The following is a 20,565-nucleotide window of genomic DNA, read 5'->3' on the forward strand; positions in this document are numbered from 1 at the left end:
ATGGCAGGCGTTCCGTCCATCTGTCCCACGCTGGTCTACCGCGACGCGAAGGCGGCGATCAAGCTGCTGACCGAGGCCTTCGGCTTCAGCCAGGTCGCGGTGTACGAGGGGGACGACGGCTCGGTGGTGCACGCGGAGCTGGCGTACGGCAACGGTGTGGTGATGCTGGGCAGCAAGGGCACCGGCGGGGCGTTCGACAAGGCCATGGAGGGCGCCGGCCCCTCGGGGGTCTACGTCGTCGTCGAGGACGTGGACTCCCACCACCGCAGGGCCGTCGAGCACGGTGTGGAGATCCTCATGGGGCCCACCGACCAGGACTACGGCTCCCGCGACTACATGGCCCGCGACGGCGAGGGCAACATCTGGAGCTTCGGCACCTACGCACCCCAGGCCTGAGGGCCGCGGGGACGCTCGCGCCGCGCACCGTGCGCACCGCGGGAACCTACGCACCGCGGGAACGTGCGCGCCGCGGAACCGGCCCGGTCCGCGGCGCGTACGCGCGTAGCGCGGGGGTCAGGCGCCGCCGGTGTGGACCTGGAAGGCGGCCCGGCGGACCGCTTTGGCCAGGGCCGGGTCCGGGTGGGCGGCGGCCAGCGCGACCAGGACCTGCACGGTGCGCGGATGGCCGACCGCGCGGACCTCGTCCAGCAGCCGGGGGACGGTGGTGCGGACGGCCGAGTCCAGGTGGCGGGCCAGCAGCTCGGCCTCGCCGTGGTCGGCGATGGCGGCGGCGGTGTCCACCCACAGCCAGGTCGACTCCTCCGCGGTGAGCACGTCCTGCGCCTCGTCGGGGTCGACGCCGTCGTGCACGGCGAGCCAGAGCAGCGCGTACGGGCGCAGCGCGGGCTCGCGCACGGCGGCGCGCACCTCGGGCTCCGCGGGGGCGCCGACCACGCGCAGCGCCTCGAAGGCGAGGCCGCGCAGCAGGGCGTCCTCGCCGCGGGCGGCCTGGAGGAGTTCGGCGACGGCGTGGCCGACGGGCCGGGCGGCGAGCCAGGCCTGGTACTCGGCGCGGGCCGGTCCGGGGGTGAGCCGCGCGCAGCCGTGCAGCATGGCGGCGGCGGACTGCTCGATGTTCCCGGCGGGGCTCTGCGCCGCGACGCAGATCTGCTCCAGCTTGACCCAGACGGCCCAGCTGCCGAGCGGGGTGAGGGTGGCCCGGGCGGGTCCGAGGGTGACCGCGTCCACGGCCGCGAGCCCGCCGAGCGCCCAGCGCAGCAGCCGGGCGAGCGGTACGGGGCGGGCCTCGGCGGAGCCGGCCGCGGCGGTCAGCGCCGTCGCGGGCTCGGCCTCGTAGGGGATCTCGCAGCGCTCGTCGCGCAGCTCGGTGACGCGCTGCCCGAGCAGGTCCAGCAGGTCGGGGACGGTCACCGGGCCCGCGGACAGCTGGAGCAGGGAGAGCAGCTGGGGCATGGCCTCGACGACCTCGGCGACGGCCGCGGGGGCGATGTCGGCGGGGGCCGGGTGGACCAGCGACCAGGCGTCGAAGAGGGCGACCCAGCCGCGCAGTACGGCGGTGTCGTCGCGGTCCCAGGCGCGCAGCCGCCAGCCGGGGCGGGCGTGGCCGCCGTGCACCTCGACCAGGCCGGCGAGTCGGGCGCGGTCCCAGCCGACCCGGATCTGGCCGTGCGTCAGTCCCAGCTCGTCGGCGGCGCGTTCGACATCGGCGGCGGGCAGGGCTCCCGTGGGGGCGGGCCGGCCCCCGTCCACCGCGCCGAGGTTGCGTTCCGCCCAGCGGGTCAGGCGTACGGCGTCCGCCAGCGAGGCCCGGGCCCGGTTCGCGAGGTCGGCGGTGGCCGGTGTGCCCGCCGGGGGGCGCGGGGCGGGGCGGGTGCGGCGGTCGGTCACCGCCTTGCGTGCCGCGGCGACGGAGCGCGGGGAGACGAGTCGGAGTCTGGAGTCGCGAGCCAACTGCTCATCAGGCTTTCGGGACGTCACGGAAGCAGTCTCGCCCGTCACTGGCCGAAAGCCCAAACGGAATCGGCTCCTTCCCCACTGGTCCCAGGGGCAGACCGGGACAACCCGCCCGCAGGGCCCGGTCCGTCACACGGCCTTCACATCAGAGGGGTGAGGAAGCGGCGCAGGGTCTCCTCGTATCCGGCGGGATCGGCGTTCCACATCGCCCCGTGCCCGGCCTCCCGGACGGTGTGCAGGGTGATCAGGTCCGGGCGGGCGGCGGCGAGCCGCCGGGAGGGTTCCCAGGGGGCGAACGTGTCGTCGGGGCCGTGGAAGATCAGTACGGGGATCTTGAGCGCTCCGGGGTCGGCGCCGGGCGGCAGCCGGTCGGCGCGCAGCCCCGCGCGGCCCTCGGCGGCCCGCACGGCCAGCGGCAGCACCGGGGCCGGGGTGCGGCGCGCCGCGGCGAGCGCGCGCAGGGTGGTGTGCCAGTCGAGCACGGGCGAGTCGAGGACCAGGCCGGAGATCCGGTCGGCGAGGGCGGAGCGCTCGACGGCGTGCAGGGCCATGGTGGCGCCGGTGGACCAGCCGTGCAGGACCACGCGCCGGGCGCCGTAGCGCAGGGCGTAGCGGATGGCGGCGTCCAGGTCCCGCCACTCGGACTCGCCGAGGTGGCCGAGGCCGTCGGGGGGTTCGGGGGCGCCGAGGTCGCCGCGGTAGCCGAGGTCCAGGACGGGCAGCCGGTGGCGGTGCAGGAAGGGCATGACGACCATCGGGTGCTCGCGGCCGGCGCCGAGTCCGTGCACGGTGATCACCCAGGTGTCCCGGGCGGCGGGCACGAACCACGCGGGCAGCGCGCCGAGCTCGCCGGGGACGTCCACGTCGGCGTGGTCGAGGCCGAGCGCGGTGCGCGGGTCGCCGATGTGGACCTGGGGGGTGAGGGTGACGCGGGTGCCGGGGGTGAGGCTGCCGTGGGTGACGGAGAGGAGCCGGCGCACGACGGTGTCGGGGTCGTGGGCGGCGTCCGGGAGCACGGGCCCGACCACCGCGTGCACTCCGGGCGCGGCCAGGCCGTACACGCCGGGGCGCAGGGAGGCGAGCGAGCGGGTCAGGGCGATCCTGCCGTCGCCGGCGGAATGGACGCTCAGCCGTGGTCCGCCGGGAAGCGGAGCGCCGGGCCGGGGGCGCAGGGCGGCATCGGCGGCGTACCGGCCGGCCGCCACGGCGGCCGCGCCCGCCCCGAGGAGGGTCGTCGTGACGGCCGCTGCCGTCGCTGTCACGGTACGCACCGTTCCAGTGTGGTCGCGCAGAGTCCGGCGAGCCACCGGAGGGCACCCTCCCGGGTCTACGCGTGGAGAGTGATCTGGGTCTCTTTCGAGGGGCGCCGGGGATGATCGCGGGCGCCGCCGGGGACACGCGGAGGGGCTCATTCACCCGGCTTTGGCCTGCGTTTATGCTGAAATCTACGCAAGATTCAGGACGAATGTCCCGATCCCGCCCCGTGCCCGTACACCGCTCCGCCGGAGCCAGTTCACCTTCCGTTCATCCAGGTTGCCTACGTTCGCCGAGCCACTGACGCCAAACAGAAGCCTGGGTAAATGGAGCACATAACGCTTCTCCTCGGGATCGTGATCATCACCGCTCTCGTGTTCGACTTCACGAACGGTTTTCACGACACGGCCAACGCGATGGCCACCACCATCTCGACCGGCGCCCTCAAGCCCAAGACCGCGGTGGCCATGTCCGCCGTGCTCAACCTCGTCGGCGCGTTCATGTCCGTGGAGGTCGCCAAGACGATCTCCAAGGGTCTCGTCAACGAGGAAGGCATCCAGCCAGAGGTGATCTTCGCCGCGCTGGTCGGCGCGATCCTCTGGAACCTCGTCACCTGGCTGGTCGGACTCCCGTCCAGTTCCTCCCACGCCCTGATGGGCGGCCTGATCGGTGCCGCGGTCGCCTCCGCCGGCATCGGCGCGGTCAACGGCGGGGTCGTCGTGACCAAGGTCCTCATCCCCGCGATCGCCGCGCCGCTGGTCGCCGGCATCGCCGCGTACCTGGCCGCCAAGCTCACCTACAAGCTGGGTGACAAGGTCGGCGAGAAGACCTCCGCCAAGGGCTACCGCGCCGGTCAGATCGCCTCGGCCGGTCTGGTCTCCCTCGCGCACGGCACCAACGACGCGCAGAAGACGATGGGCATCATCACCCTGGCCCTCATCGCCGGCGGCGCGCTCACGCCCGACGCGAACCCGCCGGTCTGGGTCATCGTCTCCGCCGGTCTGGCCATCGCGATGGGCACCTACCTGGGCGGCTGGCGCATCATCCGCACCATGGGCAAGGGCCTGACCGACCTGCAGCCGCAGCAGGGCTTCGCCGCCCAGACCTCGGCCGCGTCCGTCATCCTCGCCTCCTCGAACCTGGGCTTCTCGCTCTCCACCACCCACTCGTGCTCCGGCGCGGTCATGGGTGCGGGCCTGGGCCGCAAGGGCGGTGTGGTCCGCTGGTCCACCGCGACCCGCATGTTCGTCGCCTGGGGCCTGACCCTGCCGGCCGCCGCGCTGGTCTCGGCCGGTGCCGAGCTGGTCATGCGCGCCGGTGACATCGGCATCGCCGCCGTCACCGTCTTCCTGGTCGGCTCCTGCCTGGCCATCTGGCTCATCTCGCGCCGCCAGGTCGTCGACCACCACAACGTCAACGACGTCGAGCAGGCGGACGCCGAGGCGCCGGGCGTCGTCACCACGGCGATCGCGGCCGTCACCGTCCCGCCCACCGTCGCCGCGGCCGGCACCACCGCCGCGGTCACGGACGAAGACCTCAAGGCCACCATCCCGGCCGCGACGCAGACCCCGGCGGCTCCGGCCGCCACGGTCTGACCGAGACAGAGACACACAGAGGAATCGGCAGTATGAAGATCGACTGGGAAGCGCTCGGCTCCGTCTTCGGGGTCAGCCTCTTCGCCACCGTCGCCCTCGTGGCCCTCTTCACCCTGGGCCTGGTGGGCCTGTCCAAGCACGAGGCCGCCACCGAGCAGGGCGGCACCGCCACCCTGGCCCGCAGCGGCGCGTACCTGTGCTTCGCGCTCGTCGCGGCGGCCGTGACGTACGGGATCTACCTGATCGTCGCCTGATCACCGCCTGATCCCGCGCTCCGGCGCGGGCCGGGCGCGAGAGCTCCCTCCGGGTTCGTCCCGGGGGGAGCTTTCGCACGTCCCGGCCCTGCCGCACCGCAGGTCAACGGCGAGTTGACGGGCCTTCCGGGTGCGTGGTGGACTGCCCGAGCCAATACGGCGGCATGGAGAGGAAGTCCGGTGCGAATCCGGCGCGGTCCCGCCACTGTCACCGGGGAGCGCACGCCGCGCGTGCGCCCCGGGAGCCAGGAACTCTCGCCGCCGGACACGTCGAACCAGGGCGCGGACCCTGAGTGAGGACATACCTGCCACCATGCGTGCCGATCGCGTCTTCGCGTACGGCGCCACGGCGGGCCTGATCGGCGACCGGATCCTCGGTGATCCCCGCCGAGGGCACCCCGTGGCCGCCTTCGGACGAGCCGCCGCCGCAGTCGAGCGCACCCTGTGGCGTGACGACCGCGGCCGGGGCGTCCTGCACACCCTGCTGTGCGTCGGGGGCGCGGCCGCCGTCGGCGCGCTGGGCGCCCGCGCGGTGCGCTCCCGGCCCGCGGCCGCCCGTATCGCCCTGACCGCCGCCGCCACCTGGGCCGTCGTGGGCGGCACCTCGCTGGGCAGGGAGGCCCGTGCCATCGGCGGCGCGCTCGCCGTCGGGGACGTCGAGGTGGCCCGCGAGCGGCTGCCCCACCTGTGCGGCCGCGACCCGCACTCGCTGGACGGACAGCAGATGGCCCGGGCCGTCGTGGAGTCCGTCGCCGAGAACACCTCCGACGCGGTGGTCGGGGCCCTGGTGTGGGGCGCCGCCGCCGGGGTCCCCGGACTGCTGGCGTTCCGCGCCGTCAACACGCTGGACGCGATGGTCGGCCACAAGTCCCCCCGCCACCTGCGCTACGGCTGGGCCTCCGCACGGCTCGACGACCTCGCCGGCTGGCCCGGCGCGCGGCTGACGGCCCTGGCCGCCGCGGTCGCCGGTCCCGACCGGCGCGGAGCCGTGCGCGCCTGGCGCGCGGACGCCACCGCGCACCCGAGCCCCAACGCCGGTCCCGTCGAGGCCTCCTTCGCCGGGGCGCTCGGCGTCAGACTGGGCGGGACCCTGACCTACGGCGGCCGGGTGGAGCACCGGGCCGTCCTGAACGGCGGGGCGGGCCGGCCGGTGGAGGTCGCGGACATCGAGCGGGCGGTACGGCTGTCACGGCAGGTGACGTGGCTGGCCCTGGGCGCCTGCGTGGCCACCCGGCTGCTGGTGGCACGAGGGGTACGACGGGCACGAGGGGTACGAGGGGGACGCGCATGAGCGGCACGGGGCGCGGCGGGGGCCTGCTGGTCGCCGGCACCACGTCGGACGCGGGCAAGAGCGTGGTCACCGCGGGCATCTGCCGCTGGCTGGCCCGCCAGGGCGTGAAGGTGGCGCCCTTCAAGGCGCAGAACATGTCGCTGAACTCCTTCGTCACCCGGGAGGGCGCCGAGATCGGGCGCGCCCAGGCGATGCAGGCCCAGGCGGCCCGCGTGGAGCCGACCGCGCTGATGAACCCGGTGCTGCTCAAGCCCGGCAGCGACCGCAGCAGCCAGGTCGTGCTGCTGGGGAAGCCCGTGGGCGAGATGAGCGCGCGCGGCTACCACGGCGGACGGCAGGAACAGCTCCTCGGCATCGTCACGGACTGCCTGGAGCAGCTCCGGGGCACGTATGACGCCGTGATCTGCGAGGGGGCCGGCAGTCCGGCGGAGATCAACCTGCGCCGGACCGACATCGTGAACATGGGGATCGCGCGGGCCGCGCGCTTCCCGGTGGTCGTGGTCGGCGACATCGACCGCGGCGGGGTCTTCGCGTCCTTCTTCGGGACGACGGCGCTGCTCTCCCCCGAGGACCAGGGGCTGATCGCCGGGTACCTGGTCAACAAGTTCCGCGGCGACGTGTCGCTGCTGGAGCCGGGCATGGAGATGCTGCGCGGCCTGACCGGCCGGGCGACCTACGGCGTGCTGCCCTTCCAGCACGGGCTGGGCATCGACGAGGAGGACGGCCTGCGCGTCTCGCTGCGGGGCGCCGTCCGCGAGTCCGTGGTGGCGCCGCCCGTGGGCGAGGACGTGCTGCGGGTCGCCGTATGCGCGGTACCGCTGATGTCGAACTTCACGGACGTCGACGCGCTCGCGGCCGAACCGGGGGTCGTCGTGCGGTTCGTGGACCGCGCCGAGGAGCTGGCCGACGCGGACCTGGTCGTCGTACCGGGCACCCGCGGCACGGTGAAGGCCCTGGCGTGGCTGCGCGAACGGGGGCTGGCCGACGCGCTGGCGCGGCGGGCCGCCGAGGGCCGGCCGGTGCTGGGCATCTGCGGCGGCTTCCAGGCCCTGGGCGAGCACATCGAGGACGACGTCGAGTCGAAGGCGGGCTCGGTGGAGGGCCTCGGTCTGCTGCCGGTGCGCGTCCGCTTCGAGCGCGAGAAGACCCTGGCCCGCCCGACCGGGACCGCGCTCGGCGAGCCGGTCGACGGGTACGAGATCCACCACGGGGTGGCCGAGGTCCTGGGCGGGGAACCCTTCCTGGACGGCTGCCGGGTGGGTGCGGTGTGGGGTACGCACTGGCACGGCTCGCTGGAGTCGGACGGCTTCCGCCGGGCGTTCCTGCGGGACGTGGCGGCGGCCGCCGGGCGGCGGTTCACACCGGCTCCGGACACCTCCTTCGCCGCGCTGCGCGAGGAACAGCTCGACCTGCTGGGCGACCTGATCGAACAGCACGCGGACACGGACGCGCTGCTGCGGCTGATCGAATCCGGCGCCCCGGCCGGCCTCCCGTTCCTCCCGCCGGGCGCCCCGTGACGCCCGGGGCCCCGCGCACGCATACCCGTACCCGTACAGAGAGAGGCATCGCATGAGCACGCCCTATCCGTTCACCGCGGTGGTCGGCCAGACCGACCTGCGGCTGGCGCTCCTGCTGAATGCCGTGAGCCCGGCGGTCGGCGGGGTGCTCGTGCGCGGCGAGAAGGGGACCGCCAAGTCCACCGCCGTGCGCGCGCTCTCCGCGCTGCTGCCGGCCGTCGACGTCGTGCCCGGCTGCCGGTTCTCGTGCGCGCCCGTCGCGCCGGATCCGGACTGCCCCGACGGTCCGCACGAGGACGGTCCGGGGAGCGCCCGGCCGGCCCGCATGGTGGAGCTGCCCGTCGGCGCCTCCGAGGACCGCCTCGTCGGCGCCCTCGACATCGAACGGGCCCTCGCCGAGGGCGTGAAGGCCTTCGAGCCGGGCCTGCTGGCCGACGCCCACCGCGGGATCCTCTACGTCGACGAGGTCAACCTCCTCCACGACCACCTGATCGACCTGCTGCTGGACGCCGCCGCGATGGGCGCCTCGTACGTGGAGCGCGAGGGCGTCTCCGTCCGGCACGCTGCCCGGTTCCTGCTCGTCGGCACCATGAACCCGGAGGAGGGCGAGCTGCGCCCGCAGCTCCTCGACCGCTTCGGGCTGACCGTGGAGGTCGCCGCCTCCCGCGAGCCCGCCCAGCGGGTGGAGGTCGTCCGCCGCCGGCTCGCCTACGAGGACGACCCCGCGGGCTTCGCCGCCCGCTGGTCGGGGGACGAGAGCGAGGTCCGCGCCCGGGTCGTGGCCGCGCGGGCGCTGCTGCCACAGGTCCGTCTCGGGGACAACGCGCTCCTGCAGATCGCCGCGACCTGCGCCGGCTTCGAGGTCGACGGCATGCGGGCCGACATCGTGATGGCGCGGACCGCGACCGCGCTGGCCGCCTGGGCGGGCCGGACCACCGTGCTCAAGGAGGACGTCCGGCAGGCCGCGCTGCTCGCGCTCCCCCACCGGCGGCGCCGCAACCCCTTCGACGCGCCCGGCCTGGACGAGGACAAGCTGGACGAGATCCTCGACCGGTTCCCCGACGAGGAGCCGCAGGACGATCCGGACCCGGAGCCGGACCCCGGGACCGACCCGGAGCCCGACCCGGACGGGGGCCCCGAGAACCCCCAGGGCCCGGACGACGGCGGCGGCCCCGACGGCGGCGGCGGGGTGCCCCCGCAGGGAGGCGGCCCCCAGGACGCGCAGCCCCCGGCGGAACCCGCCGAAGCGCCCGCCGACGCCCCGGAGGGCGCCCCGCAGCCGCCCGCCCAGGAGGCCGGACCCGAGCAGGCCGCCGTACGGGCGGCCGAGCCGTTCCGGACCAAGATGCTGAGCGTTCCGGGGCTGGGCGAGGGCGCCGCCGGGCGGCGTTCGCGCGCCCGCACCGCGCACGGCCGCACCACCGGCGCCCAGCGCCCCCGCGGCCAGCTCACCAAGCTGCACCTGGCGGCCACCGTGCACGCGGCCGCCCCACACCAGAAGGCGCGCGGCCGCGCCGGGCGCGGCCTGGTGATCCGCAAGGACGACCTGCGCCAGGCCACCCGGGAGGGCCGCGAGGGCAACCTGGTCCTCTTCGTCGTCGACGCCTCCGGTTCCATGGCCGCCCGGCAGCGGATGAGCGCGGTCAAGGGCGCCGTGCTGTCGCTGCTGCTGGACGCCTACCAGCGCCGGGACAAGGTCGGCCTGGTCACCTTCCGCGGCGCCGCCGCCGAACTGGCGCTGCCGCCCACCTCCTCGGTGGACGCGGCCGCCGCCCGGCTGGAGAAGCTGCCCACCGGTGGGCGCACCCCGCTGGGGTCCGGGCTGCTGAAGGCCCACGAGGTGCTGCGGATCGAGCGGCTCCGGGATCCGAGCCGCCGGCCGCTGCTGGTCGTGGTCACCGACGGGCGGGCCACCTCGGCCGGGGCCGTCGGGGGCGACCCGCGCGAGCTGACGTCGCGCAGTGCCCGGCTGCTGGCCGCCGAGGGGGTCGCGTCCGTGGTCGTCGACTGTGAGTCGGGGCCGGTCCGGCTGGGACTGGCCGGGGCCCTGGCCGCCGACCTCGGCGGGCCGGCCGTCACCCTCGACGGGCTGCGGGCCGACTCCCTGGCCGGGCTCGTGAAGGACGTACGTACCGCAGTGACCACTCCCGCTTCCCACACCACCAGGAGGGCCGCGTAATGCCCCAGGGACAGCCGTCCGTCGTTCCGGACGACGGGCTCACCACCCGCCAGCGCCGCAACCGCCCGCTCGTCTTCGTCCACACCGGGCCCGGCAAGGGCAAGTCCACGGCCGCCTTCGGGCTGGCGCTGCGCGCCTGGAACCAGGGCTGGCCGATCGGGGTGTTCCAGTTCGTCAAGTCGGCGAAGTGGAAGGTCGGCGAGGAGAACGCGCTCAAGGTGCTCGGCGCCTCCGGCGAGGGCGGCACCGTCGTCTGGCACAAGATGGGCGAGGGCTGGTCCTGGGTCCAGCGGGACGCCCAGCTCGACAACGAGCAGGCCGCCAAGGAGGGCTGGGAGCAGGTCAAGCGCGATCTGGCCGCCGAGACGCACAAGCTGTACGTGCTCGACGAGTTCGCGTACCCCATGCACTGGGGCTGGATCGACGTCGACGAGGTCATCGAGGTGCTGCGGAGCCGTCCCGGCACCCAGCACGTGGTGATCACGGGCCGCAACGCGCCGGAGAAGCTGGTGGAGTTCGCGGACCTCGTCACCGAGATGACGAAGGTCAAGCACCCGATGGACGCCGGCCAGAAGGGCCAGAAGGGCATCGAGTGGTGACCTCGTTCGACATGCCCCGGCTGGTCGTGGCCGCGCCGTCGTCCGGCAGCGGCAAGACCACCGTGGCCACGGGCCTGATGGCGGCCTTCGCGGAGCGCGGCCTCGCCGTGTCCCCGCACAAGGCCGGGCCCGACTACATCGACCCCGGCTACCACGCGCTGGCCACCGGCCGGCCGGGGCGCAACCTGGACGCCTTCATGTGCGGGCCGGAGCTGGTCGCCCCGCTGTTCGCGCACGGGGCGGCCGGCTGCGACCTCGCCGTGGTCGAGGGCGTGATGGGGCTCTACGACGGGGCCGCGGGCCGGGGCGAGCTGGCGTCGACGGCGCAGGTGGCGAAGCTGCTGCGGGCGCCGGTGGTGCTGGTGGTCGACGCGTCCTCGCAGTCGCGGTCGGTCGCGGCGCTGGTGCACGGCTTCGCGTCCTTCGACCCGCAGGTGCGCCTCGGCGGCGTGATCCTCAACAAGGTCGGCTCCGACCGGCACGAGGTGATGCTGCGGGAGGCCCTGGAGGAGGCCGGGATGCCGGTGCTCGGCGTCCTGCGCAGGGCCCCGCAGGTGGCCACGCCGTCGCGCCACCTGGGGCTGGTGCCGGTGGCCGAGCGGCACGCCGACGCGCTGGCCGCCGTGGCGGCGCTGGCCGAACAGGTGCGGGCGGGCTGCGACCTGGACGCCCTGATGGCGCTGGCGCGGACGGCCCCGCCGCTGCCCTGCGAGCCGTGGTCGCCGGCGACCGCACGGGCGGGCAGCGGGGACGCCGCACCGTCCGGCCGGCCCGTCGTCGCCGTGGCCGGCGGGGCCGCGTTCACGTTCTCGTACGCCGAGCACGCCGAGCTGCTGCGGGCGGCGGGTGCGGAGGTCGTCACCTTCGACCCGCTGCGGGACGAGGCGCTGCCCGAGGGCACCGGCGGCCTGGTGATCGGCGGCGGGTTCCCCGAGGTGTACGCGCCCGAGCTGTCCGCCAACGCACCGCTGCGGGCGGCGGTCTCGGCCTTCGCCGCGGCCGGTGGTCCGGTGGCGGCCGAGTGTGCCGGGCTGCTGTACCTGGCGCGGTCGCTGGACGGGAAGCCCATGTGCGGGGTGCTCGACGCGGACGCGCGGATGTCGGAGCGGCTGACCCTCGGCTACCGCGAGGCGGTGGCGGTCTCCGACAGCTCGCTCGCGGCGGCCGGTACCCGGCTGCGCGGGCACGAGTTCCACCGGACGGTGATCGAGCCGGGCGCCGGGGCGGCTCCCGCGTGGGGGTTCACGCACCCGGAGCGCCGGGTCGAGGGCTTCGTCCGGGGCGGTGTGCACGCCAGCTACCTGCACACGCACTGGGCGGCGGAGCCGTCCGTCGCCCGCCGTTTCGCCGAGGCCGCGGCCGCGCACGCGGCGGCCGTACGGGAAGCCGCGGCAGCACGGCGGTGAGACCCGCCGGCTCACTCCGCGATGCCCACCACCAGCCAGATCCCGGCGACCCCGCCCACCGTGCACATCAGCGTGGACAGGGCGGGGTGCTTGTGGTGCGCCTCGGGCAGGATCTCGGCGGCCGCGAGGTAGAGCAGCAGGCCTCCGAAGAACCCGAGGTACGCGCCGAGGGGTTCCTCCGGAAGGGTGAACAGCAGAGTGGACGCGGCTCCCACCACCGGGGCGACCGCGTCCGCGAAGAGCATCATCAGGGCCTTGCGGCGGTCGTTGCCGTAGAGGCTGGTGAGCGTGTAGGTGTTGAAGCCGTCGGCGAAGTCGTGGGTGATCACGGCCAGCGCGACGGCCACGCCCATCCCGCCGCCGACCTGGAAGGCCGCGCCCAGTGCCACGCCGTCGGCGAGGCTGTGGCCGACCATCGCGGAGGCGGCGGTGAGCCCGACCTGCGGGACGCGCGCGCCGTTCTCGGCGCCGTGCGCGGCCTGCCGCACGGCCAGCAGCCGTTCGACGACGTGGGCGACCAGGAAGCCGGCCACGAAGAGCAGCAGGGCGAGCGGGACGCCGAAGACCTCCCTGCCGGCCGCGTGCAGGGCCTCGGGGAGCAGGTCGAGGCCGACGACGCCGAGCATCAGCCCGCCGGCCAGGCCCAGCACGAGGTGGCGGCGGTCGGTGACGCGCTGCGCCGTCCAACCGCCCAGCAGGGTCATCAGGAACGCGCCCAGCGCCACGATCACGGCCATGTGCCCCTGAATACAGACTCCCCGGCCCGCGCGCACGTCCGCGCGCGGAGGGCCCGCGGAGCGGTGTTGACGAATGAATGACCGATGTCGGGTGAGGTGCCGGTGACGGTGACTACGGAGGGAGGCCCCGGAGTGGGCGAGTACACGACGCGGCTGGTGGTCGGGGTCGGCGGCCGTGCGGGGGTCTCCGTCGAGGAGGTCTGCGCCCTGGTCGAGGAGACCCTGCGGGGCGCCGGGCTGGCCGCGGAGTCGGTCACGGCGCTGGCCACGGTGGACGTGAAGGCGGCCGAGCCGGGGATCGCCGGCGCGGCGGAACGTTTCGGCGTGCCCCTTCTCGGCTATCCTGCGGACCGGCTGGCCGCCGTCGCCGTACCGCACCCCTCGGAGGCGGTACGGGCCGCGACCGGCACCCCCTCGGTGGCGGAGGCCGCCGCCCTGGTGGCGGGCGGGGAACTCCTCGTGCCCAAGCGGCGCTCGCTCTCGGCGACCTGCGCGGTGGCCACGGCCGAGGCGCACGATCTGCGCCACCACGGGGACGCCGAGGTGGTGGACGCGGGCTCCGCCCTGGTGGACCTCGCGGTCAACGTACGGGCGCACACGCCCCCGGAGTGGCTCAAGCAGCGGATCGCCGCCTCCCTCGGGGACCTCGCCGCGTATCCGGACGGGCGGGCCGCCCGCGCGGCGGTGGCGGCGCGGCACGGGCTTCCGGTCGAGCGGGTGCTGCTGACGGCCGGGGCGGCGGAGGCGTTCGTACTGATCGCGCGGGCCCTGGGCGCCGTACGGCCGGTCGTGGTGCATCCGCAGTTCACCGAGCCGGAGGCGGCCCTGCGGGACGCCGGTCACCAGGTCGAGCGGGTGGTACTGCGGGCCGCGGACGGGTTCCGGCTCGATCCGGCGGCCGTGCCGCAGGACGCGGACCTGGTGGTCATCGGCAATCCGACCAACCCGACGTCCGTCCTGCACCCCGCGGTCGACCTGGCACGGCTGGCACGGCCGGGGCGGATCCTGGTGGTGGACGAGGCCTTCATGGACGCCGTCCCGGGCGAACGGGAAGCCCTCGCGGGCCGGACGGACCTGCCGGGTCTGGTGGTGCTGCGGAGCCTGACGAAGACGTGGGGCCTGGCGGGACTGCGGATCGGCTACGTGCTGGCCGAGCCCGAGGTGATCGCGAAGCTGGCGGCGGCGCAGCCGCTGTGGCCGGTGTCCACGCCCGCCCTGGTGGCGGCCGAGGCCTGCGTGGCTCCGGCGGCGCTGGCCGAGGCGGAGGAGGCGGCCCGGCGGATCGCGGTGGACCGGGCTCACCTGCTGGCGGGGCTCGCGGAGTTCGACGAGGTGGAGGTCGCGGGCGTGGCGGAGGGGCCGTTCGTCCTGATCAGGGTGGCGGACGGCGCGGAGGTCCGCACCCGGCTGCGGGCCCTGGGCTTCGCGGTCCGCCGCGGGGACACCTTCCCCGGGCTGGACCGGACCTGGCTCCGGCTGGCGGTGCGCGACCGGGCGACGACGGGCCGGCTGCTGCAGGCCCTGGACCGCGCCCTCGCCCTGACCTCCCGCTGACCTCCCGCTTTCCTGCCCCCCGTTCCCTGACCTGCACGTTTCTCCGGGCTCCGGGCCCGGGTTCACCCGAACGGCCCACCTACGATGGCTGCGGGGGCGGGGCCGTTCGAGGATCCCCGCATCGGGCTGACGAACAACGGGGGGCAGAAAAGTGAAGGCATCCGCCGCGATAGGCACGGCGCTGGCCGCACTGGTGGTCGCGGGCGGCGCGCTGTACGCCGTACCGCAGCTGCTCGAAGGGGACGGCGGCTCCGCCGCCGGGCAGCGCCTGGGGAACGGGCCGGACCGGGGCGCGACGTCCCCGCCGACGGTGCCCGCGGCTCCGGCAGGGCAGCCGTTCACCCTGCTGGCGACGGGGGACATCATCCCGTACCCGTCGATCATCCAGCGGGCGGGGGACGACGCGGGCAAGGCCGGGGAGTACGACTTCACGAAGATACTCGCGGGCGTGAAACCCCTGGTCTCCGCCGCCGACCTGGCGATATGCCACCACGAGATACCGTACGGGCGCCCCGGCGGCCCCTACACCGGCTATCCCACCTTCAAGGCCCCGCACCAGCTGGCGGACGCGCTCAAGGACGCCGGGTACGACGGGTGTTCCACCGCCTCGAACCACACGCTGGACGACGGCTACGAGGGCCTGGCCCGCACCCTGGAGCACCTGGACCGGGTCGGCATCCCGCACGTCGGCTCGGCGCGCAGCGCGGAGGAGGCCAAGGCACCGGCCCTGCTCTCCGCGGGCGGCGCGAAGGTCGCGCAGCTGTCGTACACGTACGGCACGAACGGCATCCCGCTCCCCCGGGACAAGCCGTGGGCCGTGAACCTGATCGACAAGGACCGGATCATCGCCGACGCCCGCGCGGCCCGGGCGGGCGGGGCGAACGTGGTGGTGCTGAGCGTCCACTGGGGCACCGAGTGGCAGACGGCGCCCGACGAGCAGCAGAAGGAACTGGCGCAGGCGCTGACCGCCTCCCGCTCGGCCGACGGCCTCCCCGACATCGACCTGATCATCGGCACGCACAACCACGTGCCGCAGCCCTACGAGAAGATCAACGGCACCTGGGTGGTGTTCGGCATGGGCGACCAGGTCGCCAGCTTCGTCCCGGCCGACAAGCTGCGCGGCAACCAGTCCTCGGTCCCCCGCTTCACCTTCGCCCCGGCGGCCGACCGGCCGGGCCGCTGGGAGGTGGTGAAGGCCGAGTACCTCACGCAGTACTCGGACATGGGCCCGCCGTTCCGCGTCGTCTGCGCCTCCTGCGCGGCCTCGGACGAGGCGCTGCCGGCCGCGAAGCGCGACGAGTACGCCCGGATCGACCGGCAGGTCACCGACGCCGTGCTGTCGCGGGGCGCGGGCGGACAGGGACTGGCCCACGCCACCCGTTGAGCACTCCCCTCCGATGTGCTCGCCGGGTGGCGCGGTCCCGTACCCCGGCCGCGCCGCACGGTGGGCCCGCGGACCGGGGGCGCCGGCCTCCGGGCCGGGAGCGCCCGGCGGCTCTACTGGGTCTTGCCGCGGCGGGTCAGGAAGAGCGCGCCGCCGCCGAGCGCGAGCAGGGTCAGCGCACCGCCGGTGATGTAGGGGGTGAGCGAACCGCCGCCGGTCTCGGCGAGGTTGGCGTTCGCGGTGGTGCCCGAGCCTTCGGTGGCGCCGCCGGTACCGGTACCGCTGCCGGTGCCGGTGCCGGTCTGGGTCTTGATGTCGGGCTGGTCGGACGCCTTCGTCGTCGGGGCGGAGCCCTTGGGGGACTCGCAGTGCGCCTCGGCCAGCACGATCTCGCCGTCCACCTGTGCCACGTTCAGGCTGAGCGGGTTCACGGCCACCTTGAGCCGGAGCGCGGCCGCGGCGGCCGTGGTGGAAGTGGTCTCGGTACTGGAGAGCTCCAGGCTGACCATGCCGACCCCCGGCACCTCGACCTTGGTGGGACCGCCCGCCGACAGGGTGACCTTCTTGCCGAGCGCGGTCACCGTGCCCAGGACGTTCGCACTGGCCACCGGCTTCTTGCCGGCTTCGCAGACGGCCTTGGAGGTGACCTTCTCCACCTCGATCAGCGAGAGCAGCGGCAGCCCGGGGACGTGCACGCGGGCCTTGGCCAGGTTGGCCTCGGCCTCCGCCTTCGTCTTGTCCGCGGTGGCCTTGGAGGTGGCGACGTCCGCGCGCAGGACGCTGACCGGCCTGTTCCCCTCGACCCCGTCCAGCGTGACGGTCAGCGCGGTCTTCTCGGCCTTAGCGGGGGCGCTGACCTCGTTGAGGGTCGCCTTCAGCGGGACGTGCACGGTCTTGTTGAGCAGGCCCACGTCCAGCCCGGTGCGCAGGACCACGGCACCGGACCTGCCCTCTCCGCCGGCGGGGGTGCCTCCCGTGGCGGAGGCGGGCGGTGCGGTGAGCAGGACGACCGCTCCCGTGGCGAGCAGAACGGCCGCGGGCATGCGGAAGGTGTTGCTGTTCAAGGTGGTGGAACCCCCGGGGAGTTGGGTGCCGTCGCGCGGCCAATGGGGGACATCGCGCGCGCCGACGGCTTCGACCCTGGGAATCCTTACTCAATGTGGGTGACGGGGCAGCTACCTGAGGTCACTTCACCCCAACGGGTGGTTTCCGTGCGGGATTTCGATTTGCGGCGCCGCTCACCGCACCGCGCTCAGGCCCTGACCCTGCCGTCGACGACCACCCGTCGCGGCTGCGCCAGGACGCCCACATCGGCGCGCGGGTCGGCGTCGTAGACCACGAGGTCCGCCGGCGCGCCCTCGGTGAGCCCCGGCCGGCCGAGCCACTCGCGCGCCGCCCAGGCCGTCGCGGAGAGGGCGTCCAGTGCCGGGATCCCGGCCTTGACCAGCTCGGCGACCTCCGCCGCGACGAGCCCGTGCGGCAGGGAGCCCCCGGCGTCGGTGCCGACGTAGACCTCGATGCCCGCGTCGTAGGCGGCCCGGACGGTGTCGTAGCGCCGCTCGTGGAGCCGCCGCATGTGCGCCGACCAGCGGGGGAACTTCGCGTCGCCGCCCGCCGCGAGCTTGGGGAAGGTGGCGATGTTGACGAGGGTGGGGACGATGGCGACCCCGCGCTCCGCGAACAGCGGGATGGTGTCCTCGGTGAGGCCGGTGGCGTGTTCGATGCAGTCGATGCCCGCCTCGACGAGGTCGCGCAGGGAGTCCTCGGCGAAGCAGTGCGCGGTGACCCGGGCACCCAGCCTGTGCGCCTCGGCGATGGCCGCCTCGACCTCGGCGCGCGGCCAGCAGGCCGTCAGGTCGCCGGCGTCGCGGTCGATCCAGTCGCCGACCAGCTTGACCCAGCCGTCACCGCGCCGCGCCTCGCGGCCGACGTACTCGACGAGGTCGGCCGGCTCGATCTCGTGGGCGTAGTTGCGGATGTAGCGGCGGGTGCGCGCGATGTGCCGGCCCGCCCGGATGATCTTCGGCAGGTCCTCGCGGTCGTCGATCCAGCGGGTGTCGGAGGGCGAGCCGGCGTCGCGGATCAGGAGGGTGCCCGCGTCGCGGTCGGTGAGCGCCTGCCGTTCGGCGGTGTCGGCGTCGACCGGGCCGTGCGCGTCCAGTCCCACGTGGCAGTGCGCGTCGACCAGCCCGGGCAGGACCCAGCCGGTGACCGTGGTGACCTCGCGGGCGCCGGGCGGGCGCTCGTAGGAGACGCGCCCGCCGACGACCCAGAGCTCGTCGCGGACCTCGTCGGGCCCGACCAGCACCCGCCCCTTCACGTGCAGCACGTCGCCCGTGCCGCTCACATCGCGCACATCGCTCACATCGCTCATGGCGGCACTGTACGTGCGGACCCCGTGGCGTCAGGAGGCGGAGAGCACGTCCAGGAGCCGGTCCACGTCGGCCTCCGTGTTGTACAGGTGGAACGAGGCCCGCAGGAGGCCTGCGCGGGCCGAGGTGAGGATGCCGGCCGCCTGCAGGGCGGGCTGCCGGGCGTCCAGGCCCGGCACGGAGACGATGGCGGCATCGCCGGGCACGGGCTCGTGGCCGAGGCTCGCCAGTCCGGCGCGGTAACGGGCGGCCAGGGCGGTGTCGTGGGCGTGCACGGCCTCGATGCCGATCCGCTCGATGAGGGCGAGCGAGACCTCCGCGGCGTGGTAGGCGAGGAAGGCCGGGGACTCGTCGAACCGCCGTGCGGAGTCGGCCAGTCGCGGCATCGGCCCGTAGACGGCGTCCCACATGGACTCCGCCGCCACCCAGCCGGCGTGCAGCGGGGTCAGGGTGTCCTGGGCCTCGCGCGACACGGTCATGAAGGATGCCCCGCGGACGCTGAGCAGCCATTTGAAGCCGACGGCGACCGTGTAGTCGTACGGCGAGGCGTCGAAGGGGAGCCAGCCCGCCGCCTGCGAGGCGTCCACCAGCATCCGGGCCCCGTGCGCGGCCGTCGCCCCGCGCACCGCCGCCAGGTCGGCCTTGCGTCCGTCCGCGGACTGTACGGCGCTGAGCGAGACCAGGGCGGTGGCGGGGCCGACGGCCTCGGCGAGGGACTCCAGCGGCGCGAACCGCACCTTGAGGTCGTCCCGCACCACGAACGGGTTGATCACGGAGGCGAAGTCGCCCTCCGGGCACAGCACTTCCGCACCGGAGGGGAGCGAGGCCGCGACGAGGCCGACATGGGTGGAGACGGCCGAGCCGACGGCCACCCGGTCGGCGTCCACCCCGACCAAGCGGGCGAAGGAGGCGCGGGCCCGGTTCACGCGGTCGAAGTCGCCGAAGCCGGTGGGGATCCCGGCCCCCGCCGCCTCGGCCAGTTCCCGTACGGCCGCGACGGCGGCACGCGGGACGACCCCGCAGTTGGCGGAGTTGAGATAGGTGGTGGAGTGGGCGAACTCGGCACGGGTCGCTTCGGCGATCGAAAGATCCATGCCGTCAACTCTGCGCCAGGAAGCACTCAAAGTCCATTGGCGAGTTTTACTCGCCCACTCCAAGTCACACTTATACCTGCGGGACTTTATGCCTGCGGGACCGCGCACGCCCCGTCGGGCTCGCACGCGTCGGCCGCGGCCGCCGGCTCCTCCACCTCGCGCCCGGCCCACGCCTGCTCCAGGGCCCGGGTGAACACCTCGGCCGGCTGCCCGCCGGAGATCCCGTAGCGGCGGTCGAGGACGAAGAACGGCACGGCGTTCGCGCCCAGCTCGGCGGCCTCGCGCTCGTCGGCGCGGACCTCGTCGGCGTAGGCGGAGCCGTCGGCGAGGACGGCGCGGGCCTCGGCCTCGTCCAGACCGGCCTCGACCGCGAGCGCGATCAGCACCTCCGGGTCGAAGACGGAGCGCTCCTCGCCGAAGTTGGCCCGGTAGGCGAGGTCGAGCAGCTCCTCCTGCCGGCCCCTGGCGCCGGCCAGGTGCAGCAGGCGGTGGATGTCGAAGGTGTTGCCGTGGTCGCGCCCCTCGGTCCGGTACGTCAGCCCCTCGGCGCGGGCGCTCGCGGCGACGTGCTCCTCCATGCCGCGCGCCTCGTCGAGGGTGCGGCCGTACTTCTTGGCGAGCATCTCCACGACGGGGGCGGTCACGCCCTTGGGGCTGCCCGGGTCGAGCTCGAAGGACCGGAAGACGACCTCCACCTCGTCGCGGTGCGCGAATTCGGCCAGCCCCTTGGCGAAACGGGCCTTGCCGATGTAGCACCAGGGGCAGGCGATGTCGCTCCAGATCTCGACGCGCATGATCCTTCTTCTCTCCGGGGTCGCTGGGGTGACGGTTTGCTGTTCAACCATCAGTGGTGTGAACCAACCGCCCTGCCGTCTCATTCCCCGGACACGACGGATCCCGCGTGGCGGGCGGGGCCGGCCACGCGGTCTCAGACGACGTCCAGCCAGAGGGTGAGGTGGCTGCCCGACGGGGGCGCGGACGGGTCGGGCGCCCAGCCCTGGGCGGCGTAGAAGGCCTGGGCCCGGAGGTTGTGCTCGTAGACCTCCAGGCGGACCCGGCGGATGCCCGCGCGGCGCCAGACCTCCAGGCAGGCGCCGTGGAGGGCGGCCCCGGTGCCCCGGCGCCAGCGGACCGGATCGACGTGGAGCTGGGTGAGGGTGGTCCCGCCCTCCTGGATTTGGAAGGCCGCGACCCCGGTGAGCTCGCCGCCCTCCTCGGCGCACAGCACCCCGCCCTCGGCGGCCTCGCGGGCGACGGCCGCGGTCCAGCCCTCGCGGGTGCGGGCCAGCTCGGCCTCGCCGGCGTAGGCCTCTTCGGGTATGTGGCCCTGGTAGTAGGTGGCCCGGGCCCTGGTGTGCAGGGCGGCGATGGCGTCGAGGTCGGCGGGTCGCGCATTCCTGATCATGAAGACAGAT

At 74.7% G+C, this 20,565-nt stretch carries 18 protein-coding genes and 1 riboswitch; of the genes, 10 read left to right on the plus strand and 8 right to left on the minus strand.

Going from position 1 to position 20,565, the window contains the following annotated elements; translation table 11 throughout:
* A complete protein-coding gene (locus AB0O53_RS10735; RefSeq protein ID WP_350994771.1) occupies positions 1-396 on the plus strand; it encodes a VOC family protein in 396 nt (131 codons plus the stop codon).
* 117 nt (positions 397-513) lie between these two features.
* On the opposite strand, the gene AB0O53_RS10740 is transcribed toward AB0O53_RS10735, so the two are convergent.
* The gene (locus AB0O53_RS10740) at positions 514-1,938 is read right to left on the minus strand and encodes a hypothetical protein (protein WP_403139914.1); all 1,425 of its coding nucleotides are present in this window, start codon (positions 1,936-1,938) and stop codon (positions 514-516) included.
* A gap of 116 nt (positions 1,939-2,054) precedes the next feature.
* On the minus strand, positions 2,055-3,185 hold the full coding sequence (locus AB0O53_RS10745) for an alpha/beta hydrolase family protein (RefSeq protein WP_350994773.1): 1,131 nt from the start codon (positions 3,183-3,185) through the stop codon (positions 2,055-2,057).
* Between the two features lie 309 nt (positions 3,186-3,494).
* Here AB0O53_RS10745 and AB0O53_RS10750 point away from each other — a divergent pair, with 309 nt between their 5' ends.
* From AB0O53_RS10750 to AB0O53_RS10780, 7 genes are all read left to right on the plus strand, one after another.
* Complete coding sequence (locus AB0O53_RS10750) at positions 3,495-4,763, plus strand: inorganic phosphate transporter (RefSeq protein ID WP_350994775.1); 1,269 nt, start codon at positions 3,495-3,497, stop codon at positions 4,761-4,763.
* Positions 4,764-4,795: 32 nt separating this feature from the next.
* On the plus strand, positions 4,796-5,017 hold the full coding sequence (locus tag AB0O53_RS10755; protein ID WP_030849642.1) for a hypothetical protein: 222 nt from the start codon (positions 4,796-4,798) through the stop codon (positions 5,015-5,017).
* Positions 5,018-5,186: 169 nt separating this feature from the next.
* Positions 5,187-5,272: riboswitch (cobalamin riboswitch) on the plus strand.
* A 58-nt stretch (positions 5,273-5,330) separates the two neighbouring features.
* Positions 5,331-6,308 (plus strand): cobalamin biosynthesis protein, encoded by a 978-nt coding sequence (locus AB0O53_RS10760; protein ID WP_365194580.1) that lies wholly within the window; start codon positions 5,331-5,333, stop codon positions 6,306-6,308.
* Entirely contained in the window at positions 6,305-7,825 is a 1,521-nt protein-coding gene (locus AB0O53_RS10765) for a cobyric acid synthase (RefSeq protein WP_350994779.1), read from the plus strand. The genes AB0O53_RS10760 and AB0O53_RS10765 overlap by 4 nt, the downstream gene beginning before the upstream one ends.
* A 52-nt stretch (positions 7,826-7,877) precedes the next feature.
* The gene (locus AB0O53_RS10770) at positions 7,878-10,004 is read left to right on the plus strand and encodes a putative cobaltochelatase (protein ID WP_365194583.1); all 2,127 of its coding nucleotides are present in this window, start codon (positions 7,878-7,880) and stop codon (positions 10,002-10,004) included.
* Entirely contained in the window at positions 10,004-10,603 is a 600-nt protein-coding gene (gene cobO, locus AB0O53_RS10775; RefSeq protein ID WP_031149039.1) for a cob(I)yrinic acid a,c-diamide adenosyltransferase, read from the plus strand. The genes AB0O53_RS10770 and cobO overlap by 1 nt, the downstream gene beginning before the upstream one ends.
* An 11-nt stretch (positions 10,604-10,614) precedes the next feature.
* Entirely contained in the window at positions 10,615-12,009 is a 1,395-nt protein-coding gene (locus tag AB0O53_RS10780; RefSeq protein ID WP_365194825.1) for a cobyrinic acid a,c-diamide synthase CobB, read from the plus strand.
* A gap of 11 nt (positions 12,010-12,020) precedes the next feature.
* On the opposite strand, the gene AB0O53_RS10785 is transcribed toward AB0O53_RS10780, so the two are convergent.
* Positions 12,021-12,746 (minus strand): ZIP family metal transporter, encoded by a 726-nt coding sequence (locus AB0O53_RS10785; RefSeq protein WP_350994783.1) that lies wholly within the window; start codon positions 12,744-12,746, stop codon positions 12,021-12,023.
* 84 nt (positions 12,747-12,830) lie between these two features.
* Between AB0O53_RS10785 and cobC the strand changes: the two genes are divergently transcribed.
* On the plus strand, positions 12,831-14,300 hold the full coding sequence (gene cobC, locus AB0O53_RS10790) for an Rv2231c family histidinol phosphate aminotransferase CobC (RefSeq protein ID WP_403139910.1): 1,470 nt from the start codon (positions 12,831-12,833) through the stop codon (positions 14,298-14,300).
* Between the two features lie 151 nt (positions 14,301-14,451).
* The gene (locus tag AB0O53_RS10795; RefSeq protein WP_350994787.1) at positions 14,452-15,684 is read left to right on the plus strand and encodes a CapA family protein; all 1,233 of its coding nucleotides are present in this window, start codon (positions 14,452-14,454) and stop codon (positions 15,682-15,684) included.
* 113 nt (positions 15,685-15,797) lie between these two features.
* Here the strand turns inward: AB0O53_RS10795 and AB0O53_RS10800 are convergent, their stop codons facing one another.
* The 5 genes from AB0O53_RS10800 to AB0O53_RS10820 all read right to left on the minus strand — a co-directional run bounded on the left by AB0O53_RS10800 (position 15,798) and on the right by AB0O53_RS10820 (position 20,555).
* Positions 15,798-16,748 (minus strand): SCO1860 family LAETG-anchored protein, encoded by a 951-nt coding sequence (locus tag AB0O53_RS10800; RefSeq protein ID WP_350994789.1) that lies wholly within the window; start codon positions 16,746-16,748, stop codon positions 15,798-15,800.
* Positions 16,749-16,936: 188 nt separating this feature from the next.
* Complete coding sequence (locus AB0O53_RS10805; protein ID WP_350994791.1) at positions 16,937-18,058, minus strand: amidohydrolase family protein; 1,122 nt, start codon at positions 18,056-18,058, stop codon at positions 16,937-16,939.
* A 30-nt stretch (positions 18,059-18,088) separates the two neighbouring features.
* Positions 18,089-19,150, minus strand: a complete 1,062-nt coding sequence (locus AB0O53_RS10810) for an aminotransferase class V-fold PLP-dependent enzyme (RefSeq protein ID WP_365194587.1) — start codon at positions 19,148-19,150, stop codon at positions 18,089-18,091.
* An 86-nt stretch (positions 19,151-19,236) separates the two neighbouring features.
* A complete protein-coding gene (locus AB0O53_RS10815; protein WP_350994795.1) occupies positions 19,237-19,944 on the minus strand; it encodes a DsbA family oxidoreductase in 708 nt (235 codons plus the stop codon).
* A gap of 134 nt (positions 19,945-20,078) precedes the next feature.
* Positions 20,079-20,555 carry a GNAT family N-acetyltransferase gene (locus AB0O53_RS10820; protein ID WP_365194591.1) on the minus strand — a complete coding sequence of 159 codons (477 nt, stop codon included), beginning with the start codon at positions 20,553-20,555 and terminating at the stop codon, positions 20,079-20,081.
* Between the last annotated feature and the right edge of the window lie 10 nt (positions 20,556-20,565).

It is taken from the genome of Streptomyces erythrochromogenes, assembly GCF_040684695.1.
Lineage (GTDB): Bacteria > Actinomycetota > Actinomycetes > Streptomycetales > Streptomycetaceae > Streptomyces > Streptomyces erythrochromogenes_C.

What these genes read in the sequence shown, in the direction of transcription:
- AB0O53_RS10805 (WP_350994791.1), bottom strand. Translation starts at nt 18,058, where the DNA reads ATGAGCGATGTGAGCGATGTGCGCGATGTGAGCGGCACGGGCGACGTG.
- AB0O53_RS10810 (WP_365194587.1), bottom strand. Translation starts at nt 19,150, where the DNA reads ATGGATCTTTCGATCGCCGAAGCGACCCGTGCCGAGTTCGCCCACTCC.
- cobO (WP_031149039.1), top strand. Translation starts at nt 10,004, where the DNA reads ATGCCCCAGGGACAGCCGTCCGTCGTTCCGGACGACGGGCTCACCACC.
- cobC (WP_403139910.1), top strand. Translation starts at nt 12,831, where the DNA reads ATGTCGGGTGAGGTGCCGGTGACGGTGACTACGGAGGGAGGCCCCGGA.
- AB0O53_RS10760 (WP_365194580.1), top strand. Translation starts at nt 5,331, where the DNA reads ATGCGTGCCGATCGCGTCTTCGCGTACGGCGCCACGGCGGGCCTGATC.
- AB0O53_RS10755 (WP_030849642.1), top strand. Translation starts at nt 4,796, where the DNA reads ATGAAGATCGACTGGGAAGCGCTCGGCTCCGTCTTCGGGGTCAGCCTC.
- AB0O53_RS10785 (WP_350994783.1), bottom strand. Translation starts at nt 12,746, where the DNA reads ATGGCCGTGATCGTGGCGCTGGGCGCGTTCCTGATGACCCTGCTGGGC.
- AB0O53_RS10780 (WP_365194825.1), top strand. Translation starts at nt 10,615, where the DNA reads ATGCCCCGGCTGGTCGTGGCCGCGCCGTCGTCCGGCAGCGGCAAGACC.
- AB0O53_RS10815 (WP_350994795.1), bottom strand. Translation starts at nt 19,944, where the DNA reads ATGCGCGTCGAGATCTGGAGCGACATCGCCTGCCCCTGGTGCTACATC.
- AB0O53_RS10770 (WP_365194583.1), top strand. Translation starts at nt 7,878, where the DNA reads ATGAGCACGCCCTATCCGTTCACCGCGGTGGTCGGCCAGACCGACCTG.
- AB0O53_RS10735 (WP_350994771.1), top strand. Translation starts at nt 1, where the DNA reads ATGGCAGGCGTTCCGTCCATCTGTCCCACGCTGGTCTACCGCGACGCG.
- AB0O53_RS10820 (WP_365194591.1), bottom strand. Translation starts at nt 20,555, where the DNA reads ATGATCAGGAATGCGCGACCCGCCGACCTCGACGCCATCGCCGCCCTG.
- AB0O53_RS10750 (WP_350994775.1), top strand. Translation starts at nt 3,495, where the DNA reads ATGGAGCACATAACGCTTCTCCTCGGGATCGTGATCATCACCGCTCTC.
- AB0O53_RS10765 (WP_350994779.1), top strand. Translation starts at nt 6,305, where the DNA reads ATGAGCGGCACGGGGCGCGGCGGGGGCCTGCTGGTCGCCGGCACCACG.